We start from the raw sequence: 20,943 nt of genomic DNA on the forward strand, positions 1-20,943 counted from the left end.
GTCTGATTTCATCTGGATCCATGCATCGGGATTTTCCACGTAATACTTCGGACAGTCTTTACCTGTGACATCATAATGACGGATCACCTGATCCGAAGTCAGTCCAAAGCGTGTACAAAGCCACGCTGTCAGCTTTACCGCCGAATCATAGGTTGCTGTATTAAACTGCCCTGTTTCATCCGGATGGCAGCATTCAATGGATATGGTATCTACATTTCTGGAATTTGTGGCATAGGATATTTCTGAAGTGGGAATACATTGTACCACTTCTCCCTCCAACCCTATCACAAAATGACTGCTGACTTTGTTGTCCTGCGTTGTCGCAAGATTTTCAAAATAATTCCGGTTGGATACGGCAGTAGATCCCGGATTGGCCGTATAATGAATGGCTATATAATTTACCTGTTCCATAGAAATCTGTGGTCTGGAATAGGAATTCGGTGTCAAAAGCTCCACATCAATAAAAGGTGCTCCTTCTGCCTGCCATTGTTCCGGTCCGCCATTTCCGCTGGCATTCCCGGATATTTCTTCCTGTCCGGACTGAGTTTCACTCTGTTCCATGCGCATCTCAAAAAATGCGTATCCTAACGCACACGCAGCAAAAGCAACGATCACAATGATACATATCAGCACAATCCTCTGCAGGATCTTGATCGGGTTCTTTTTTCTCAAAGACTTCTTTTTTCTTCTGGAAGACCCGGAGGAAGTTTTCTTTACGGAAACAGGCCGCCCGCTATGGGACGGCCTGGGTGACTTTTTACCGGTCTTACCTTTTTTTCCTTTATTATTCATCTACACTGTAGTTTGGAGCCTCTTTTGTGATATGGATGTCATGTGGATGTGACTCCTTGAGAGATGCAGCGGAGATCTTAATGAATCTGCCTGTTGTTTTCAGCTTCTCAATGTTCTCTGCTCCGCAGTAACCCATACCGGATCTTAAACCGCCAATTAACTGGAATACGGTATCCTCAACGTGTCCTTTGTATGCAACACGTCCTTCAACACCTTCTGGAACAAGCTTCTTGGCGTTCTCCTGGAAGTAACGATCCTTGCTGCCGTTCTCCATAGCTGCAATAGATCCCATTCCACGGTATACTTTATATTTTCTTCCCTGATAGAGCTCGAATGTTCCCGGGCTCTCATCGCATCCAGCAAACATGCTGCCCATCATGCAGACATTGGCGCCTGCCGCGATAGCCTTGGTGATGTCTCCGGAATACTTGATTCCACCATCTGCGATGATCGGGATTCCGTAGCTGTTGGCTACTTCATAGCAATCCATAACAGCAGTAACCTGCGGTACACCGATACCTGCAACAACACGTGTGGTACAGATAGATCCAGGTCCGATACCAACTTTAACTGCATCTACACCAGCTTCGATCAGTGCCTTGGTAGCTGCTCCTGTTGCAACGTTACCTGCGATAACCTGAAGTTCCGGATATGCAGCCTTGATCTCGCGGACTGCTTTTAAGATATTCTCAGAATGACCATGTGCGGAATCAATTACGATTACATCCACATTCGCTTTCACAAGTGCATCTACACGTGCAAGTACATTGGCTGTGATACCAACTGCCGCACCACAGAGAAGACGTCCCTGTGCATCCTTGGCTGCAAGCGGATATTTGATCTGTTTCTCGATATCCTTGATGGTAATGAGTCCTTTTAAATTAAAGTCGTCATCTACAATGGGTAATTTCTCCTTACGGGATTTCGCAAGGATCTTCTTGGCATCCTCAAGTGTGATTCCTTCCTTGGCTGTGATCAGTCCTTCAGAAGTCATGCACTCCTTGATCTTTCTGCTGAAATCTGTCTCAAATTTAAGATCACGGTTTGTGATAATACCTACAAGCTTTCTGCCTTCTGTGATCGGAACACCGGAAATACGGTATTTCGCCATCAGATCATTGGCATCTTTCAGTGTATGCTCCGGTGAAAGATAAAATGGATCTGTAATAACACCGTTCTCAGAACGTTTAACCTTATCAACCTCTTCTGCCTGTGCTTCGATGGACATATTCTTGTGGATGATACCGATACCACCCTGTCTGGCCATGGCAATTGCCATTCTGTGCTCTGTAACTGTGTCCATTCCCGCACTCATCATGGGGATATTCAGCTTTACTTTCTTGGTTAAATACGTTGAAACATCTACCTGATTCGGAATCACTTTAGAATAAGCCGGAACCAGAAGGACGTCATCAAACGTAATGCCTTCACCAATAATAGTACCCATTGCATTTCCTCCCTTGTGTAAGATATTTTAAATTTGTGAACTAGTGTAACAAAAAACAAGATTCATGTCAATCCAAAAAAACTTTACTTGGTGCAGAATTTTTCATGGTATTTGCAAGTGCGTCATCCAGTTCCAGGATCACTTTGCAGGTTTCTCCACTGTCTCTTATGATCATTGCATAGCGTTTATGATCCTCAATTCCTGATGAAAAATCATACTCTTTCATCTTCTGATTGCCATTATAATAGTCCATTCTGTGGGACTTTAATGGTGCCACAAGGTCTGCCTCCGCAAGCTGGAGCGATTTCACTCTTTTCCTTTTTGATTTTGACATGATCATATCAATGTCCAGTTCTCCGTTAACAAACAGATACTCGTACTCCAGATCTGTCTTCGGTATTACAAAATAACATGCAATACCAAGTGCAATAGCCGGTACCAGCAAAAGTACATTCAGCACAAGGCCTCCCAGGACCATGATCACCGTCAGCGCTATCAGACCGTATTTCACAACCAGATCTTTCGCTGTCTGCTTCTTTTTTACCAGAAGCTCTGAATATAAGTCACTCATTTGTTTCTTCCTTTCGTAATTTACTGACTTTTTGATTATAACACAAAAAGAGAGCCGCGTCTATGGCGCAGGCCCTCTCATTTTGTGAATTAATTATTTCACCTGCTCAGCTGATAATTACATCATTCCCATTCCCGGGTTTGCAGCCGGAGCCGGAGTATCTTCTTTGATTGTGGAAACTACAGCCTCTGTTGTAAGGAGTGTAGATGCAACACTTGTAGCATTCTGAAGAGCACTTCTTGTAACCTTAGCCGGATCAAGGATTCCGTTCTCAACCATGTTTACGTATTTCTCATTGAGAGCATCGAAGCCTGTACCGATCTCAGACTCTCTTACTTTGTTGATAATAACAGCGCCTTCCAGTCCTGCGTTTGCAGCGATGTGGAACAGCGGAGCCTCAAGAGCTTTCAGGATCACATAAGCACCTGTCTTCTCATCTCCTTCAAGTGTTGTTGCAAGTTTTGCAACCTCTTTGGAAGCATGGATGTAAGCAGATCCGCCACCTGCGATGATACCTTCCTCAACAGCTGCTCTTGTTGCTGCAAGAGCATCCTCAAGACGAAGTTTTGCTTCTTTCATCTCTGTCTCAGTAGCAGCACCTACACGGATAACAGCTACGCCGCCAGCCAGTTTTGCAAGTCTCTCCTGAAGTTTCTCTTTATCGAACTCGGATTTTGTCTCCTCGATCTGCGCACGGATCTGTGCAACACGTTTTGCAATGGCATCTTTGTCACCGAGACCATCAACGATAACTGTGTTCTCTTTTGCAACTTTAACAGATTTTGCACGTCCAAGCTGCTCCATCTTAGCTTCTTTCAGGTCAAGACCAAGCTCATCGGAGATCACCTGTCCGCCTGTCAGGATCGCGATATCCTGAAGCATCTCTTTTCTTCTGTCACCATAGCCAGGAGCTTTTACAGCTACTACCTGGAAGGTTCCTCTCAGTTTGTTGACGATCAGAGTTGTAAGGGCCTCACCCTCAACATCCTCAGCGATGATGAGAAGTTTCGCACCGGCCTGAACAACCTGCTCAAGAAGTGGAAGGATCTCCTGGATATTGCTGATCTTCTTGTCTGTGATCAGGATGTACGGATCATCAAGAGTTGCCTCCATTTTCTCCATATCTGTGGACATGTATGCGGAAATATATCCACGGTCAAACTGCATACCTTCTACAAGGTCAAGCTCTGTATGCATGGTCTTGGACTCCTCAACAGTGATAACACCGTCTTTGGAAACTTTCTCCATAGCATCAGCAACAAGCTGTCCAACCTGCTCATCACTTGCAGAGATTGCTGCTACGTTAGCGATCTGCTCTTTGCCGTTGATTGCCTGGCTCATGTTCTTGATCGCTTCTACTGCAACATCTGTTGCTTTTTTCATACCTTTTCTGAGGATGATCGGGTTGGCACCTGCTGCCAGGTTCTTCATTCCCTCATGAACCATTGCCTGAGCAAGTACAGTCGCTGTTGTAGTACCATCACCTGCTACATCGTTTGTCTTGGATGCAACTTCCTTGATGATCTGAGCACCCATGTTCTCGAATCCGTCCTCAAGCTCGATCTCTTTTGCGATGGAAACACCATCGTTTGTGATAAGCGGAGCACCGAAAGATTTGTCAAGTACTACGTTTCTTCCTTTCGGTCCAAGTGTTACTCTTACTGTATCTGCAAGTTTATTTACACCAGCTTCAAGTGCTGCTCTTGCTTCTGCGCCATATTTAATTTCTTTTGCCATGATAAAATGACCTCCTATTTATATTGATATACGATAAGATGTTTATATTATTTAATAACTGCCAGGATATCTTCCTGTTTTACAATGATGTAATCCGTACCATCCATCTTAACTTCTGTTCCTGCATATTTGGAGTAAATAACAGTGTTTCCGACTTCTACTTCCATCTTTACTTCTTTGCCATTTACAACTCCGCCAGGACCAACTGCGATAACTTCTGCCTGCTGTGGTTTCTCCTGTGCCTGTCCCGGAAGTACGATTCCGGATGCTGTTGTCTCTTCTGCTTCAACCTGTTTTAATACTACTCTGTCGCCTAAAGGTACTAACTTCATGATCTATGTTCCTCCTTTATAAGTTCCATCTTCGTCTGCTAGCACTCACTTTATACGAGTGCTAATCACTATGGCTATATTAGTGAATTTCACATATTTTCGCAACCCTTTTAAGATATGGTTTTTCTATATTATTCTGATTTTATCTCTTTTATACTCTTGTTTTCTCTTGTTTTCTCAATTTCATTATTTATTTTGATTTTATGAAACAGACAAAAAAGAGACTCCCACGCTAGCGGGAAGTCTCTTTTGTCACGTTCTTTATCTTATATCAAGCATCTGACAGTGCTGATCACATTATGCCTTCTTGCTTCTCTGTGCTTTTATCTCCTCAAGCTCATCAAAGATCACTTCATTAAGAACTTTAATGTAAGTTCCCTTCATACCGGATGAACGGGATTCGATCACACCTGCACTCTCGAATTTACGCAGTGCATTTACGATCACGGATCTGGTGATACCTACACGGTCAGCGATCTTGCTGGCAACCAGGATACCCTCATCCCCATCCAGCTCATCAAAAATATGGATGATCGCCTCAAGTTCTGAGAAGGACAGTGTACTGAATGCCGATTTAACGATCTGCTGTTTTCTGTCTTCTTCTGCGTTCTCGTCATGAACCGCACGCATCATTTCCAAGCCTACAACTGTTGTACCATACTCGCTGACAATAATATCCTCAATATCATAGGGATGATCATTGCGGTACATGAATAACGTTCCCAGTCTCTCACCTGCAATATCGATCGGATTCACGATTCCCTGATAATTTCCGGGTACATGCTCAAAGCCAAGTGTCTGGAGATTGACATTCTCCTTTGTGGAAAGAACACCAAGAAATCTCTCATTCAATAATGGGTCGATATGTCCGCCGATTTTGTCATCGATCAGCTCTGTGATCTCATCCACACCCGGGCAGATACTGACTCCCAGAACCTTACCTTTCTTACTGAGTACCAGGATATTGGAACTTAAGGTTTCCATGAGCACCTGGCAAATGTCGTTAAACACTACCTTGCTTGAGCTGCTGTTATGCAGAAGCTTATTGATTTTTCTAGTTTTATCTAGCAACTGAACGCTCATTTTTCCTCCTTTCACTTTCGTACCTTGAAAGAAATCGTTTTTCTAGTCTAATATTACACGTTATTCTGGAAATTTACAAGACTTTTTTATATTTTTTTATTTTTAACGGGATTTTCTGAAAATTGGTGGAAAAGCATTTATTCAATCAATCTTCATCTTTTGGTTTTTGTTCCACATATCCGCAGGTTTCCTGGCTGCAAACCAGCTTATTTCCCTTTTCGAGCATATAATTACCACATTTCGGACATTTCTTTGCAGAAGGTTTCTGCCAAGACATAAAATCACATTCCGGATTATTCTCACATCCGTAATATTTTCTGCCTTTTTTCGTTTTTTTCATGACAATTTCGCCGCCGCACTTCGGACATGCAACACCGATCTTCTCATAATATGGTTTTGTATTACGGCAGTCCGGAAATCCGGGGCATGCAAGAAATCTTCCATGAGGACCGTACTTGATCACCATGTTGCGGCCACAGTTGTCGCAGATCACATCCGTAACCTCATCCTGTATATCAACTTTCTCAAGCTCTTTCTCAGCCTCATCCACATCATGCTTCAGATCCGGATAGAAGTTACGTACAACCGTTTTCCACTGTACAGTACCTGCTTCCACGCAGTCCAAAAGTCCCTCCATAGTTGCTGTAAAGTTTACATCCACAATACTTGGAAAAGCCTGTTTCATAATATTATTAACAACCTCTCCAAGCTCTGTGACGTAAAGATTTTTCTGTTCCTTGGATACATAGCGTCTGCTGATGATCGTTGTGATGGTCGGCGCATACGTACTTGGACGTCCGATTCCAAGCTCTTCCATGGTCTTTACAAGTGAAGCCTCTGTGTAATGTGCCGGCGGCTGTGTAAAATGCTGCTCCGGCTTCAGTTCTTTCAGCTTCAGCTCCATACCCTTTTCCAGACTTTGACTTAAAACATTGCCCTTTTTGTCATCGCCCTCTTCTGTGTACACAGACATAAAGCCATCAAAGGCAACCTTGGATGCTGCAACCGTAAACACATACTCACCTGCTCCGATCTTGACAGACGTGGTCTCATAACGTGCCGGTGCCATTCTGCTCGCCGCAAAACGTCTCCAGATCAGCTGATATAAACGGAACTGATCCCTGGTCAGGGATTCCTTCACCAGAACTGGTGTCCTCGCAATATCTGTAGGACGGATCGCCTCATGAGCATCCTGTATCTTCTGTCCGTTTTTGATTGCCTTCTCTGTCTGAGAAACATAATCCAAACCATACTGCTCAGAAATATAAGTTCTTGCTGCTGCATCTGCTTCCTCTGAAATTCGAGTAGAATCTGTACGCAGATAGGAGATCAGACCTACCGTACCACTGCCTTTTACATCCACACCTTCATATAACTGCTGTGCCAGGCGCATAGTCTTCTGCGTAGAAAAATTCAGTGTCTTGGCAGCTTCCTGCTGCAGAGTACTTGTGGTAAACGGAAGGGGAGCGTTTTTGATCCTCTCACCTTTTTTTACTTCTGTGATCTCATATTTACAGTCTTCCAGACTTTTCAGGATCTCATCCATTTCCTGACGGTTTCTGATCGGAAGTTTTTTATCTGTTCCATAGAACTTGGCTGTCAACGGTTTCTTCTCACCCTTTACCTGAAATTCACCCTCCAGGCTCCAGTATTCTTCAGGAATGAATGCATTGATCTCATCTTCTCTGTCACAGATGATACGCAGTGCCACAGACTGTACACGGCCTGCACTTAAGCCTCTTTTTACCTTGGCCCAGAGCAGCGGACTGATGGTATAACCTACCATACGATCCAGCATACGTCTGGCCTGCTGTGCATCTACCAGATTCATGTCCAGTTCCCTGGCCTGCTTGATGGACGCCTTAACTGCTGTTTTTGTTACTTCATTAAATGTGATTCTGTGCATCTTTGCAGTATCTGTCTTCAAAGCCTGCATCAGATGCCAGGAAATTGCTTCTCCCTCACGGTCAGGGTCAGTTGCAAGATAGATCTTATCTGCTTTTTTTGCTTCTTTACGAAGTTTTGCAAGAAGTTCACCTTTTCCTCGTATTGTGATATACTTCGGTTCAAAATCATTGTCCACGTCAATACCAAACTGGCTCTTGGGGAAATCCCTCACATGACCGTTGGACGCTTCTACTGTATAATTTGCCCCCAGAAATTTCTTTACTGTCTTCATTTTAGCAGGTGACTCTACTATCACCAGATTTTTGGCCATTTTACCTCTCCTAATCTCATTCTGCCTTCCTGTCCGGCTTAAAAACTCCTGCTAAATCTCCGGGCAAAAAAGCATTTATTCAAGTCTGATATAATACTGTCTCCCGGTTTCCTTCACAAGCCCCATCAAAATAAGCTGTCCCAGGATCCCGGCTGTTTTTCCCGGTGAAAAACCGGTTTTTCTGATAATATGATCCAGATTTTTTGGTCGTAAATCGAGACAACTATACACCAAATCCAAATCCGTTGCAAGTCCTAACTTGCTTTTTTCAGACAAATTTGTCTTTTTTTTCACAGATAATCCCCACTCATCCAGAAGTATTTCCGGAGAGTATGCAATTCCTGCTCCGTCGTAGATCAGCTTGTGACAGCCTCGGCTCAGCGCATCATTTACTGCTCCCGGAATGGCGTATACCATCTTCCCCTGTTCCAGTGCACAGGTAGCTGTGATCAGTGATCCGCTCTTTTCTTTTGCTTCCACCACAAGCACCAGATCTGCCAGTCCGCTGATGATCCGGTTCCTTGCCGGAAAATAATATGCCCTGCCTTTGGTACCTGGTTCATATTCGCTGATGATCCCTCCGTTTTTTTCGGGGATTCTCCGGTAAATACCTCTGCTGGATGAAGGATAACAGATGTCCACGCCATTTCCCAGCACGGCAAAGGTCGGGGTACCACCTTCCAGAGCACCCTTGTGGCCCTCAGCATCAATGCCGGCCGCCATACCGCTGATCACCTGTACCCCATGTTCGCTTAAGAATTTTCCGTAATTAAATGCCTGTATCCGTCCGTAAGGACTGCACAGCCTTGCTCCTACAATTGCAGCTGTAGGTTTGTCATCATCCGGAAATCTTCCAATATAATATAATTGTTTTGGCATACCAGGAAGTTCCTGAAGTCTTGCCGGATAAACACTACTGTCCTTCCGGGCACACCGGATCCTTGTTTGCTGTATTTCTTCCATATAAAATACCTTCCTTTTTTCTGTTTTATGACCAGTATTTCTTATCATATGCCCGGTACGTCAGAGCTTCGCAGATATGTTCTTCCTTTATCTTTTCGGAGGATTCCATATCCGCGATGGTCCTGGCCGTTTTCAGGATCTTATGATATGCTCTGGTACTGAATTGAAACTGCTCATATGCCTGCTCCAGAAGTTTGTCTGCCCCTCCCGTCATTACACAGTATTTTTCCAGTTTTCTTCCGTCAAGCTCCCCATTGAAGCAAAATTTTTCCTTTTTGTAACGTTCTCTCTGGATCTCCTGTACTGCTTCCACCCTCTTTCTTATTTGCGCAGAGGATTCCCCTGCAATTTTCTTTTTCATTTTTGAAAAACTCACTGCCGGAACTTCTGTGCAGATATCAATACGCTCCAGGAGAGGCTGGCTGATCTTTCCAAGATAATGCGTGATCTCCCCTGACGTACAACGACATCTGTTCATATCCGGGTAAAATCCGCAGGGACAGGGATTCATCGCTGCCGCCAGCATAAAACTAGCCGGAAAAATATAAGTTCCGGCAGCTCTGGACAGATGGATCTCCTTATCTTCCAGCGGCTGACGCAGGATCTCCAGGCTTTTTCTGGAAAATTCCGGCATCTCATCCAGAAAAAGAACACCTCTGTGTGCAAGAGTGATCTCCCCCGGCCCCGGTATCCTGCCGCCACCTGCCAAAGCCTGAGGGGAACTGGTATGATGCGGACTTCGAAAAGGCCTCTGCCGGATCAGCGGATCTTTTTCCGTGAGAAGTCCTGCCACACTGTATACCTTGGTGATCTCCAGGCTTTCCTCAAATGTCATCTCCGGCATAATGGTCGGCAGACGTCTTGCCAGCATGGTCTTTCCGGATCCTGGCGGTCCGATAAAAAGAATATTATGAAAACCGCTCACTGCGATCTCTGCCGCCCGCCTGGCTCCTTCCTGCCCGCAGATGTCCGCAAAATCAACCTTTGGTATTTCCGGTTTGTTTTCTGTTTTTTCTTTTTCCTGATACGCAGCTGTATAAGTGTTTGGGTCTCTCAGACATCGGATCATGGCATTCAGACTTTTTACTCCAAACACCGGCATATCCTTCACCAGATTCCCCTCCCGGATGTTTTCCTCCGGAATAACGCAAAAGCGTAAGCCCAGCTCTCTTGCGCGGATCACCCGAGGCAAAACTCCGGCAACCCCATGGATCTCTCCATTCAGACTGATCTCTCCTACGATCATAACTCCTTCCAGAAGATCCGGTTCCAGAATTCCGGCAGCCGCAAGTACTGCAGCCGCCACAGGCAGATCAAAACCGGCTCCTTCCTTTTTCATATCGGCAGGTGCAAAATTTACAGTTACTTTTTTTGGTGGCAGACAAAGCCGGTTGTTCTTAAATGCAGTCCGGACTCTTTCCTGGGCCTCTCTCACCTGGGCAGAGGGAAATCCTACCATAGCAAAAGAAGGCAGACCATCACTGACATCTGCCTCAACCTGGATCTCACGTACTTCCATTCCGTAGATCGCTGCTGATAAAACACTCGCAAACAAATACATTCCTTTCTGCGAAAAAACGGATCCCGATCTTCCATCTTTTCGTCTTTTCAGGTCAGGCGGATATTCGAAATCCGCATTGGTTAAAAACAAGGGAATTTTCAGATAGACATTTTCTGAATTTTAGAAGATAATAAATTTAGTATAGTCCATTTTGCTCCCTTTTGCAAGGGTGCATTTCGTTCTGTTTTATACTTTCAATAGAAAGAAGAGGTGAGCACAATGAAATTTCAGCGTATTCAGGATTTACGTACAGACGCGGATCTGTCCCAGAGAGAATTAAGTGAGATTCTTCATATCAGTCAGCGTTCTTATTCCCATTATGAAACGGGATCCCGTAATATTCCTATCGAAATGCTTATCCGGCTGGCAAATTATTACGACACCAGCATCGATTATCTCGTCGGCCGCACAGACCGCAAAAAAATGATCAAATAAAGAGATCCCCGGAAATGTGGAACAGTTTCGGGAATTCCTGTATCGGGATTCCCTGATTGCCAAAATCCGGGGATTCTTTATTTTATCGTGTTTTATTTTTTTTGATCATTCCGTATAATAGGTTTCTTCTTCTCCGTAGGGAATCTCATATTCTTCTGTATTCTCATCAGAAGAATCTTCACTGCTTTCGCTGTAGGATTCCTGTTCATAGGAATTTTCGTTGCTTTCATTATAGGAAGCATCCTCTTCGGAATTTTCGGATACTTCCAGGGATGGCTCCTGCCGGGTCATAATAGACTCTGTTTTCGGATAGGTCAGAGATCCCTCTCCCCGTTCATATGTTTTTACCTTCACATAAAGCTCACCACTTTTATCGAAAACAAACTCTCCTTTTGCCTTATTCCCTTCGGAATCCTTAAAACGGAACTGTGTGGCATTTCCTGCTACCTCTGCAGTCACATCTACTTCTGCGGTCATGGAAGGATCTTTTCCATTCACTCTCTTATAGGTAAAGGAAACAGATTTCAGACTGATATCATAAATATCGATCGTTGTCAGCCCGTCTTCGCTGTACCAGATTCCCTGATAATTTTCCGGTTCAAATGCCGGAAGGATTGTCGGGACCGGTGTCAATGACGGTGTCGGTGTCGCTGTCGGAACCGGTGTTGCTGTTGCTGCCGGAGTTGCTGTCACCTCCGGAATACTGTCCAATGCAGCCAATGCGGCCTCTCTTCGTTGTTCTTTTTCCACTTTATCCCTGTGGGAAACATACAGCATCCCTCCCAGTCCTGCCAGAATAAACAGAATGATCAACAGGATCAGAACTGCTCTCAGCCGTTTTTTTCTTCTTTTGTTTTTTCTCATCTGCATTACCTCTGTTTACTATAGCATACAGGAAACCCTTCTTGTATTTCTCAATTCTGCTTATTTTTTCTCTTTGATGATACCTTTTCTGTAAGCTTCCAGAAGCTGGATCAGCTCACTGATCCTTTCCTTCAGAGCAGTTCCGGTATCGGTATCACCGACCAGTGTACGTTTGTTATTGTAGTGAACCGCCACCCTGTTGGAAACAATATCCTGCTCCTTGGCTACCGCTTCTTCCGCAGAAGTAAAAGGCTCATGAGCAGACAGGATCAGCCCGTAGGAGTTATAAACCAGTGTATAACCGGCAATCCCCGTAACCTTCTGATATGGTCTGGAAAAACCGCCGTCGATCACAAGAACTTTGCCATTGCATTTTACAGGACTCTCTCCCTCACTCTGGTGAACCGGCACATGCCCGTTGATGATGTGACCTTTTTCCGGATCTAGTTCAAATTCACGGAGCAGATCATCTACAACATTCTCATTTTCCAGAAGATGATAGTAGGCATTTTTAGTTTCTTTATGTGTTTCCTTATCTTTAATAAAATAACGTTCAAAAGTGGTCATCTTGTCTTTTCCGAACAGCGGTGAATTCGGAGCTGCCCAGATATACCACATAATATCCCTGCCTTTACGCTTTTCATCCTCATTTACAGAGAAAAACGCCCGGCGCACATAAGTCTCAAGAACATCGTACAATTCTTTTCCTTTGTAGGTTTTTCCATAAATCTGAACTTCTTTCAGACTTCCATCCTCATTAAGCGGAATACTTCCATGGAACAGAAGATTTCCATTATAAGTTTTATAAAGGCCTCCCTTGTCCAGAAGAAGCCGGACATGATTCTGCAGTTTCTCGCAGTTTCGGAACGCGGAATCCAAGCGTTCCATTACATCCTTTTCCTCTGTAGTAAGTTCATATGGCTTTTTCCAGTCAATAGTAGGAAAATATGTATCGGTCAGCGGATATTCTTTTCCGTCCGGAAGTGTGATCATTCCCTTTTTCGGATCGATCCTATGAAGCAAACAACGCTTTTCCATATGGAATTCTTTGTGCCGGCGGATCAGCTGACCCTCCAGCTTAAACTGGATAATGGCAATAGCCTTGTGCATTTTCCGTCCAAGCTCTTCTTCCAGAATACTATAGTTATTGGCATCTCCCTTCATCTCAAAAGCAGTACATGGATCATCCTTATAAGCCTCCATTGCAAAGGTTGCCAGAGGCATGAGATTGATCCCATATCCATCCTCAAGAATATCCATATTTCGGTAACGGATGCTGTTCCGGATCACCGTTGCAATGCAGGCTTTCTGTCCTGTAGCAGCTCCCATCCAGACCACATCATGATTTCCCCACTGGATATCCAGCGAATGATATTTCATCAAACGATCCATGATGAAATGCGGGCCCGGACCTCTGTCATAAATATCTCCCAGCACATGAAGATGATCCACAACAAGACGCTGGATCAGTTCTGCCAGGGCAATGATAAAATTCTCTGCCCGGCCGATCTCAATGATCGTATTGACGATGGCATCGTAATATGCTTCTTTGTCCAGAACTTCCGCTTTCTCTGTGATCAGCTCCTCGATCACATATGCATAGTCTGCAGGAAGTGCCTTACGGACCTTGGAACGGGTATATTTGGATGCCGTTGTCTTGCATACTTCGATCAGACGATAAAGTGTGATCTTGTACCAGTTCTCCATGTCTTCTTCCTGTTTTTTTACAACCTCCATCTTTTCCTTCGGATAATAGATCAGTGTGGCAAGAGAACGTTTGTCGCTGTTGCTTAAGGTATGTCCGAATACATCATCGATCTTTTTTCGTACAGCCCCTGATCCATTCCGAAGAACATGGGAAAACGCATCGTATTCTCCATGAATGTCCGACATGAAATGCTCGGTACCTTTCGGAAGGTTTAATATAGACTGCAGATTGATGATCTCTGTTGAAGCCTTTGCTATAGTAGGATATAGCTCCGCAAGTCGCTGCAGGTATCTTAATTCTTCTTTTTTCATAGTATCTGGTATCCTCCTGGGAGTTCTCACTGCCAGATCAGCCTTCAGGATAAACGGCAGTATTTTTTATTTATTGTAAGCCCTTCCGGTATCATATATCAACCCGTAAAATCAAACAGTGACATCTGATTGGACTGCGGGATATCTCCGAAAAGATCCATATCATCCATCAGATCGATAACGGTCTTGCTGACCTTGGTACGATCACGGAAATCATCCTTGGAAAGGAATCTGCCTTTTGCGGCAGCATCCACAACTGCCTCTGCTGCCTTATCTCCAAGACCCTCTATGGTATCCAGAGCAGGCATCAGTTTATCTCCGATGATCTGGAACCGGTGTGCCTTTGCCTTATAAAGATCGATCGGCACAAAATCAAAACCTCTGGCGTACATTTCCTGTACGATCCTCATATCCTTCAGTGTATCCTGTTCCTTCTTGGATGCCTCATCACCTTTTTTCCGGATCTCCGCCATATAATATTCCAGACGTTCTTTTCCCATGCACATCAGTTCATAGGAAAAGGAAGTGGCACGGATACTGAAAAATGCTGCATAATAAGCCAGTGGATGAAACACTTTATACCATGCGATACGATACGCCATCATAACATAAGCTGCCGCATGGGCTTTCGGGAACATGTACTTGATCAGCTTACAGGACCAGATATACCAGTCCGGAACATCATGCTCTTTCATAGTCTGGATCCATTCCTCACGAAGCCCCTTTCCCTTACGGACACTCTCCATGATGGTAAACGCCAGACCACTTTCCACTCCTTTTCCGATGAGATAGATCATAATATCATCTCGCGTACAGATTGCTGTGGAAATGGTAGCTGTACCATTCTGGATCAATACCTGGGCATTTCCAAGCCATACATCCGTGCCGTGGGAAAGTCCAGCAATACGTACCAGGTCGGAAAAATATTTCGGCTTGGTATCGATCAACATCTGCATGGCAAAGTCTGTACCAAACTCCGGGATCCCAAGGCATCCCAGCCTGCAGCCGCCGATATCCTCCGGGCTGATCCCCAGAGCCTGCGTTCCCGCAAACAGGGACATGACATCTCTCTGGTCCAGCGGAACTGTTCTTGCACTGATGCCGGTCAGATCCTCCAGCATACGGATCATGGTCGGATCATCGTGTCCAAGTATATCAAGCTTCAGAAGATTTCCGTCAATGGAATGGTAATCAAAATGTGTGGTGATGATATCACTGTTCACATCATTGGCCGGGTGCTGCACAGGTGTAAATTTCTCAATCTCCTCACCCATAGGCAGTACGATGATACCTCCCGGATGCTGGCCAGTGGTACGGCGGACACCGGTGCAGCCCTTCACGATACGGTTGATCTCACAGTAACGCTTGTGCTGCCCCCGTTCCTCATAATAGTTCTTCACATAACCAAATGCGGTTTTTTCCGCAAGGGTACCAATGGTTCCCGCCTTAAAGGTCTGCCCTTTTCCGAAGATAACCTCTGTATACCGGTGAGCATTGGCCTGATATTCACCGGAAAAGTTCAGGTCGATATCCGGCTCCTTATCACCTTTAAAACCAAGGAATGTCTCAAAAGGAATATCAAAGCCTTCCTTGTTCATCCTGGCACCGCATTTCGGACAGATCTTATCCGGCATATCACATCCTGCCATACCCGCGTATTTTTTCACCTCAGGGGAATCAAAATCACTGTATTTACAGTCCGGATTCGGACAGAGATAATGAGGCGGCAGAGGGTTTACCTCCGTGATACCGGACATGGTCGCTGCCAGAGAAGAACCTACAGAACCACGGGATCCAACCAGATAGCCGTCCTCATTGGACTTCCACACAAGCTTCTGTGCAATGATATACATTACCGCATAACCATTGGAGATAATAGAATTCAGCTCCCTGTCCAGACGGTCCTCCACGATCTTCGGCAACGGATCTCCGTACATTTCGTGAGCCTTCGTGAAACAGATATTCTTAAGATCCTGCTCGGAGTTCTCAATGACCGGTGGAAATTTATCCGGATGGATCGGTGATATCTTCTCGATCATATCCGCGATCTTATTGGTATTGGTGATCACCACCTCTTCCGCCTTTTCACTTCCCAGATAGGAAAATTCCTCCAGCATTTCCTCCGTTGTACGAAGATAAAGCGGGGCCTGGTTATCTGCATCAGAAAATCCGTTTCCTGCCATGATGATCCGTCGGTAAACCTCGTCCTGAGGATCCATAAAATGCACATCACAGGTGGCAACCACCGGTTTTTTGAACTGTTCTCCAAGTTTTACGATCTTCCGGTTTATCTCTTTTAAGTCTTCCTCAGAATTGATCATATCATGTTTTTCATCCGCAAGCATAAACGCATTGTTCCCAAGAGGCTGGATTTCCAGATAGTCATAAAAATTTACCAGTCTGGCGATCTCCTGATCCGGTGCATTGCGAAGAAGTGCCTGATAAAGCTCTCCTGCCTCGCAGGCACTTCCCACCAGAAGGCCTTCCCTGTATTTTTCCAGCACGCTTTTGGGAACCCTTGGTCTTCTGTGATAGTACTTTAAATGGGACTGGCTTACCAGCTTGTACAGATTGATCCTTCCGGTCTCATTTCTTGCAAAAACAATAGCATGGTATGTGGGCAGCTTTCGGATGGTATCCGGTGAAACCGCACCCTGCCTGTTCATCTCATCCACATCAAAAATATCTCTTTCTTCCAGCATCTTTACAAACCGCACAAAAATCTCTGCGGTACATGCCGCATCATCCACAGCTCTGTGGTGATGATCAAGAGAAACACCTACTGCCTTGGCTACCGTATCCAGTTTAAAACGGTTCAGGGCAGGAAGAAGGAATCTAGCCATACCAACGGTATCCACATAAGTAAAATCATCCGAAATCCCCTGCCGTTTACAGTTTTCAATAATAAAGCTCATATCAAAGTCCGCATTATGGGCCACCATCACGCAGCCCTCACAGAATTCCAGGAATTTCGGCAGTACTTCCTCTATCACAGGTGCATCCAGGACCATGGAATCATTGATGCTTGTCAGCTGCTCAATACGGAACGGAATGGGCACTTCCGGGTTTACAAAGGTGGAAAAACGATCTGTGATCTGTCCTTTTTCCACTTTTACCGCGCCAATCTCAATGATCCTGCAGGTTAGTGCTGAGAATCCCGTAGTCTCAATATCAAAAACAACAAAATCTCCATCCAGACGCTGCCCTTTGGAATTGGTGACCATACCCTTCAGATCGTCTACCAGATACGCTTCCATTCCATAGAGCACCTTAAAATCAGACTCCTTTGGAACACAACCGCCCCAGGCATCAAAGCAGTGATTTGCCTCCGGGAAGGACTGCACCACGCCATGATCCGTGATAGCGATAGCCTTATGTCCCCACTCATAGGCACGTTTTACCAATGCCTTTGCATCGCTGACACCATCCATATCGCTCATCTTGGTGTGACAGTGAAGCTCCACACGCTTCTGAGGACTGGTATCCATTCTTGTGCTGGTAAAATTGGCGATTTTCTTGATACCTGTAATATTTCCAATAGTAAGCTCACTGTCAAAACGGTCAATGGTGGTAACTCCCTTCAGCTTCAGGAATGCGCCTTTTTTTACACTTTCCGTCACTTCCGGAACCTGCTCGTTACGCAGAAACATCTTCACAACAATACTGTCCGTAAAATCGGTCACAGGGAAGATCAGGATCGTTTTCTCATTTCGGATCTCACGAGCTTCCACATCCATAACCTGACATCGGATGATAACCTCACCCATCTCACCGGTAATGCTCTCCAGCGGAATCGTTTCTCCATCAAAATCTCTGCCGTAAACCACATCCGGATTGCTGTCCCTGCGGAATCCGAAGCTGCCGCGGAAATCCCCCTTCTGAACCTTCTGCTGTTTTTTGTCAACGGATTTCTTCTCGTTTGTCTTTTCGCCGCTCTTATCTCCAGAGGTTTTCTTTGTCTCTTCCCTGGCTGTATCCTCCTGCTTCGGTTCGCTTTCCTGATCCCCGCTGAGTTTGGCATGCTTCAGGACATTTTCCACTTCCTGTTTGATCTGAAGTGCAGCATTTTTCCGGTATTTACTCTCTTTCACTTCCACAAAATCCAGTTCCACTTTCAGATCCATACCGCAGCGTTCACAGAAAACCTTATGAAAATATTCAACAAGTATTTCGCTTTTCTGTCTGGAAATAACCGTATCCGGAAGCTCCATACGCAAGGTATCTTTTCCTGTAAAAATGATTTTTGATCTACGGAACAGATTGTACTCCAGCATGTTATAGTTGCGCAGCTCCATCTCCATACTGGAACGGTAGCTTTCCAGAAAGTTCTCCGGTGTATACTGCTCGGAAAGATGAAATTTTTCCACAACTGTTACAGTCATGGGAATCCCCGGAAAGCACTGCCGTTCGATCTCATCCTCCAGCGCAAAAATATTCTTCTTGTGTATCCAGCGGCTGCTTTCGATATAAACCCTCAAATGAGTTCTTCCGGGGTTCATGGAAACCTTTGTCACAAATACCATGTCCAGAAGTTCTTCCAGCTCTTTCTTCACTTTAAGATGCGGAAATACATCAAAAAAATCTTTCTCCATTATGACTCCTGCTCATTCCAGGTAAGAAGTTCCTGACGAAGTGTATCCAAAAGATCCGTTTCCGGTACTTTTTTTACAACCTCTCCATGCCGGATCAGAAGACCAACACCATCGCCTCCTGCAATTCCGAGATCTGCTTCCTTCGCCTCTCCCGGTCCATTTACCACACAGCCCATAACCGCAACCTTAATATCAAGAGGAATATCCTGTACCATGGTCTCTACCTGGTTTGCAAGGCCGATCAGATCGATTTTTGTTCTTCCGCAGGTCGGACAGGAAACAACCTCCACGCCTCCTTTGCGAAGTCCCAGCGTTTTCAGGATCCTTTTGGCTGATTTCACTTCTTCCAGCGGTGCGCCTGTCAGAGAAACACGGATGGTATCTCCGATTCCCTGATACAGGATGATCCCAAGTCCGATAGCTGATTTGATATTTCCCGAATACAGAGTTCCTGCTTCTGTAATTCCCACATGAAGAGGATACTGTGTTTTTTCTGCGATCAGTTCATGGGCTCTGGCGCACATGAGAACATCAGAAGATTTGATGCTGATCACAAGATTGTCATATCCCATCTCTTCAATGATGTGCACCTTATCAAGAGCACTCTCCACAAGTCCTTCGGCTGTAACACCGTGATATTTTTCTACCAGTTCTTTTTCAAGGGAACCGCTGTTTACTCCTACACGAATAGGGATATTCCGTTCCTTTGCTGTATCCACAACTGCCTGGATCCTCTCTTTGGAACCGATATTTCCCGGATTGATACGGATCTTGTCCGCACCGTTCTCCATGGCTGCAATGGCAAGGCGATAATCAAAATGGATGTCCGCAACCAGCGGAATATGGATCTGTTTTTTGATCTGGGATAAAGCCTTCGCAGCTTCCATAGTAGGAACTGCGCAGCGGATAATATCACAGCCTGCTTTTTCCAGTGAAAGGATCTGCGCAACCGTTGCTTCTACATCTTCAGTTTTCGTATTGGTCATGGACTGGATAAGGATCGGATTTCCTCCTCCGATAACACGATTTCCAATTTTTATTACTTTTGTATGATCTCTGTACATAAAAATCTCCTTTATGAATCCTGAAAGGCAGGTGTCTTCAAACGCCCTGCCTTTCCTTTCCGAACTATCTTTTTACTCTTACTCCTAACGTCGGATCTCCAGCAGCTTTGTTTTCAGTTCGTTTTCCATACGTCTCATATCTGCCTCTGCTGCCTGACGTTTTTCACGGCCTTCCTGCTGGATCTTCATCACATCATCCAGTGTCTGGATCAGTTCCTGATTGGTTTTTTTCAGAGTTTCAATATCTACAATACCACGCTGGGATTCCTTTGCAGTTTCCACAGATGCCAGGTGAAGCGTTTCCGCATTTTTCTTCAGAAGTTCATTGGTAAAATCCGTAACCTGCCGTTGTGCCTGTGCGGCTTCTGTGGAGTGCGCGATCCCTAGAGCCAGCACCATCTGGCTTTTCCAGAGAGGAATGGTATTTACAATGGTTGTCTGGATCTTCTCGATCATCGTCGTATCATTGTTCTGGATCATGCGGATCTGCGGTGCAGTCTGCATAGAAATGGTTCTGGTAAGCTCCAGATCATGAAGCTTTTTCTCAAAGCGGTCACATTTGCTTTCCAGATCATTGGCAGCCTGTGCATCTTCCGGAAGTCCGCTTGCCGCTGCCTTCTGATGCAATTCGTTGAGCTTGCCTTCTCTGACTTCCCTAAGCTTCTTTTTACCCGCAAGAATGTACATGGAAAGTTCTTTAAAATATGCAAGGTTCTGCTCATACATTTTATCCAGCACGGCAGAATCTTTCATCAGACGCATCTGGTGCTGCTCCAGAGCTTCCGTGATCTTCGTCACATTTCCCTCGGCCTTTGTGTAACGGTTTTTCAGAGTTTCCACCTTCGCTGTCTGTTTTTTGAAAAAACCGAAAAATCCCTTTTCCTCTGTGGCATCAAAATCCTTCAATTCTCCTACCACATTTGCAAGAAGCTCTCCTGCCTCCCCAAGATCCTGTGTCTTCACATTTACCAGCGCTGCATCAGAAAAATCTGCCATCTTCTTCTGAGTGCCGGCTCCGTACTGCAGGATCTGGTTTGTATTTTCAATATCGATCTTTGCTGCAAAGTCTTCTACGATTTTCTGTTCCTGGGGAGATAACACCGGTTCCTCTACTGCAGGCTCCTGGGGTTTCTCCGGTTCTTTTTTTGCAATTTCTTCTTTTTCTTCCGTGAGATCCGGTTCCAAAGTCAGCACCGGTGCTTCTACCTCAAAGTCTTTAAATTCTTCTCCCATAAGCATTCTCCTTGATCAGCTGTACCTTCCGG

15 protein-coding genes are annotated in these 20,943 nt (G+C 45.0%); 1 reads left to right on the forward strand and 14 read right to left on the reverse strand.

Features of this window, described 5'->3' with window-relative positions; all coding sequences use genetic code 11:
- The 9 genes from ABCM67_RS12935 to ABCM67_RS12975 all read right to left on the reverse strand — a co-directional run.
- A partial coding sequence (locus ABCM67_RS12935) for a peptidoglycan recognition family protein (protein ID WP_342992905.1) occupies nt 1-672 on the reverse strand: 672 nt, incomplete at its 3' end.
- Between the two features lie 112 nt (nt 673-784).
- Nucleotides 785-2,239 (reverse strand): IMP dehydrogenase, encoded by a 1,455-nt coding sequence (gene guaB / locus ABCM67_RS12940; RefSeq protein WP_021975900.1) that lies wholly within the window; start codon nt 2,237-2,239, stop codon nt 785-787.
- 67 nt (nt 2,240-2,306) lie between these two features.
- Entirely contained in the window at nt 2,307-2,810 is a 504-nt protein-coding gene (locus ABCM67_RS12945) for a DUF6106 family protein (protein WP_021975899.1), read from the reverse strand.
- A gap of 117 nt (nt 2,811-2,927) precedes the next feature.
- Nucleotides 2,928-4,547, reverse strand: coding sequence for a chaperonin GroEL (gene groL, locus ABCM67_RS12950; RefSeq protein ID WP_021975898.1), 1,620 nt, complete (start codon nt 4,545-4,547; stop codon nt 2,928-2,930).
- Between the two features lie 47 nt (nt 4,548-4,594).
- On the reverse strand, nt 4,595-4,879 hold the full coding sequence (gene groES / locus ABCM67_RS12955; RefSeq protein ID WP_021651813.1) for a co-chaperone GroES: 285 nt from the start codon (nt 4,877-4,879) through the stop codon (nt 4,595-4,597).
- 297 nt (nt 4,880-5,176) lie between these two features.
- Nucleotides 5,177-5,962, reverse strand: coding sequence for a GTP-sensing pleiotropic transcriptional regulator CodY (gene codY / locus ABCM67_RS12960; protein WP_015524350.1), 786 nt, complete (start codon nt 5,960-5,962; stop codon nt 5,177-5,179).
- 145 nt (nt 5,963-6,107) lie between these two features.
- Nucleotides 6,108-8,180: a type I DNA topoisomerase gene (topA, locus tag ABCM67_RS12965; protein WP_021651815.1), complete on the reverse strand. Its 2,073-nt coding sequence runs from the start codon at nt 8,178-8,180 to the stop codon at nt 6,108-6,110.
- Between the two features lie 75 nt (nt 8,181-8,255).
- Nucleotides 8,256-9,143: a DNA-processing protein DprA gene (dprA, locus tag ABCM67_RS12970; RefSeq protein WP_059086853.1), complete on the reverse strand. Its 888-nt coding sequence runs from the start codon at nt 9,141-9,143 to the stop codon at nt 8,256-8,258.
- Between the two features lie 25 nt (nt 9,144-9,168).
- Nucleotides 9,169-10,704, reverse strand: a complete 1,536-nt coding sequence (locus ABCM67_RS12975) for a YifB family Mg chelatase-like AAA ATPase (protein WP_235812335.1) — start codon at nt 10,702-10,704, stop codon at nt 9,169-9,171.
- A 219-nt stretch (nt 10,705-10,923) separates the two neighbouring features.
- Here ABCM67_RS12975 and ABCM67_RS12980 point away from each other — a divergent pair, with 219 nt between their 5' ends.
- Nucleotides 10,924-11,139, forward strand: a complete 216-nt coding sequence (locus ABCM67_RS12980) for a helix-turn-helix transcriptional regulator (RefSeq protein ID WP_015524345.1) — start codon at nt 10,924-10,926, stop codon at nt 11,137-11,139.
- Nucleotides 11,140-11,244: 105 nt separating this feature from the next.
- Here ABCM67_RS12980 and ABCM67_RS12985 read toward each other — a convergent pair whose 3' ends face one another.
- The 5 genes from ABCM67_RS12985 to ABCM67_RS13005 form a co-directional block, all read right to left on the reverse strand.
- Nucleotides 11,245-12,003: a hypothetical protein gene (locus ABCM67_RS12985; RefSeq protein WP_059085428.1), complete on the reverse strand. Its 759-nt coding sequence runs from the start codon at nt 12,001-12,003 to the stop codon at nt 11,245-11,247.
- A 60-nt stretch (nt 12,004-12,063) separates the two neighbouring features.
- Nucleotides 12,064-14,022: a fructose-bisphosphatase class III gene (locus ABCM67_RS12990; protein ID WP_022426636.1), complete on the reverse strand. Its 1,959-nt coding sequence runs from the start codon at nt 14,020-14,022 to the stop codon at nt 12,064-12,066.
- 98 nt (nt 14,023-14,120) lie between these two features.
- Nucleotides 14,121-18,614, reverse strand: a complete 4,494-nt coding sequence (locus tag ABCM67_RS12995; protein ID WP_021651820.1) for a PolC-type DNA polymerase III — start codon at nt 18,612-18,614, stop codon at nt 14,121-14,123.
- Nucleotides 18,614-19,678 carry a flavodoxin-dependent (E)-4-hydroxy-3-methylbut-2-enyl-diphosphate synthase gene (gene ispG / locus ABCM67_RS13000; RefSeq protein WP_021651821.1) on the reverse strand — a complete coding sequence of 355 codons (1,065 nt, stop codon included), beginning with the start codon at nt 19,676-19,678 and terminating at the stop codon, nt 18,614-18,616. The genes ABCM67_RS12995 and ispG overlap by 1 nt, the downstream gene beginning before the upstream one ends.
- Before the next feature lie 84 nt (nt 19,679-19,762).
- Nucleotides 19,763-20,911 carry a toxic anion resistance protein gene (locus ABCM67_RS13005; RefSeq protein WP_059085427.1) on the reverse strand — a complete coding sequence of 383 codons (1,149 nt, stop codon included), beginning with the start codon at nt 20,909-20,911 and terminating at the stop codon, nt 19,763-19,765.
- Between the last annotated feature and the right edge of the window lie 32 nt (nt 20,912-20,943).

The sequence above is a fragment of the Blautia sp. 2227st1_G12_2227SCRN_220401 genome (assembly GCF_039062885.1).
Lineage (GTDB): Bacteria > Bacillota > Clostridia > Lachnospirales > Lachnospiraceae > Blautia_A > Blautia_A fusiformis.

Excerpts from the sequence above, each read along its gene's own strand:
- guaB (WP_021975900.1), bottom strand. The coding sequence starts at position 2,239 with ATGGGTACTATTATTGGTGAAGGCATTACGTTTGATGACGTCCTTCTG.
- ABCM67_RS12945 (WP_021975899.1), bottom strand. The coding sequence starts at position 2,810 with ATGAGTGACTTATATTCAGAGCTTCTGGTAAAAAAGAAGCAGACAGCG.
- groL (WP_021975898.1), bottom strand. The coding sequence starts at position 4,547 with ATGGCAAAAGAAATTAAATATGGCGCAGAAGCAAGAGCAGCACTTGAA.
- groES (WP_021651813.1), bottom strand. The coding sequence starts at position 4,879 with ATGAAGTTAGTACCTTTAGGCGACAGAGTAGTATTAAAACAGGTTGAA.
- codY (WP_015524350.1), bottom strand. The coding sequence starts at position 5,962 with ATGAGCGTTCAGTTGCTAGATAAAACTAGAAAAATCAATAAGCTTCTG.
- topA (WP_021651815.1), bottom strand. The coding sequence starts at position 8,180 with ATGGCCAAAAATCTGGTGATAGTAGAGTCACCTGCTAAAATGAAGACA.
- dprA (WP_059086853.1), bottom strand. The coding sequence starts at position 9,143 with ATGGAAGAAATACAGCAAACAAGGATCCGGTGTGCCCGGAAGGACAGT.
- ABCM67_RS12975 (WP_235812335.1), bottom strand. The coding sequence starts at position 10,704 with ATGTATTTGTTTGCGAGTGTTTTATCAGCAGCGATCTACGGAATGGAA.
- ABCM67_RS12980 (WP_015524345.1), top strand. The coding sequence starts at position 10,924 with ATGAAATTTCAGCGTATTCAGGATTTACGTACAGACGCGGATCTGTCC.
- ABCM67_RS12985 (WP_059085428.1), bottom strand. The coding sequence starts at position 12,003 with ATGAGAAAAAACAAAAGAAGAAAAAAACGGCTGAGAGCAGTTCTGATC.
- ABCM67_RS12990 (WP_022426636.1), bottom strand. The coding sequence starts at position 14,022 with ATGAAAAAAGAAGAATTAAGATACCTGCAGCGACTTGCGGAGCTATAT.
- ABCM67_RS12995 (WP_021651820.1), bottom strand. The coding sequence starts at position 18,614 with ATGGAGAAAGATTTTTTTGATGTATTTCCGCATCTTAAAGTGAAGAAA.
- ispG (WP_021651821.1), bottom strand. The coding sequence starts at position 19,678 with ATGTACAGAGATCATACAAAAGTAATAAAAATTGGAAATCGTGTTATC.
- ABCM67_RS13005 (WP_059085427.1), bottom strand. The coding sequence starts at position 20,911 with ATGGGAGAAGAATTTAAAGACTTTGAGGTAGAAGCACCGGTGCTGACT.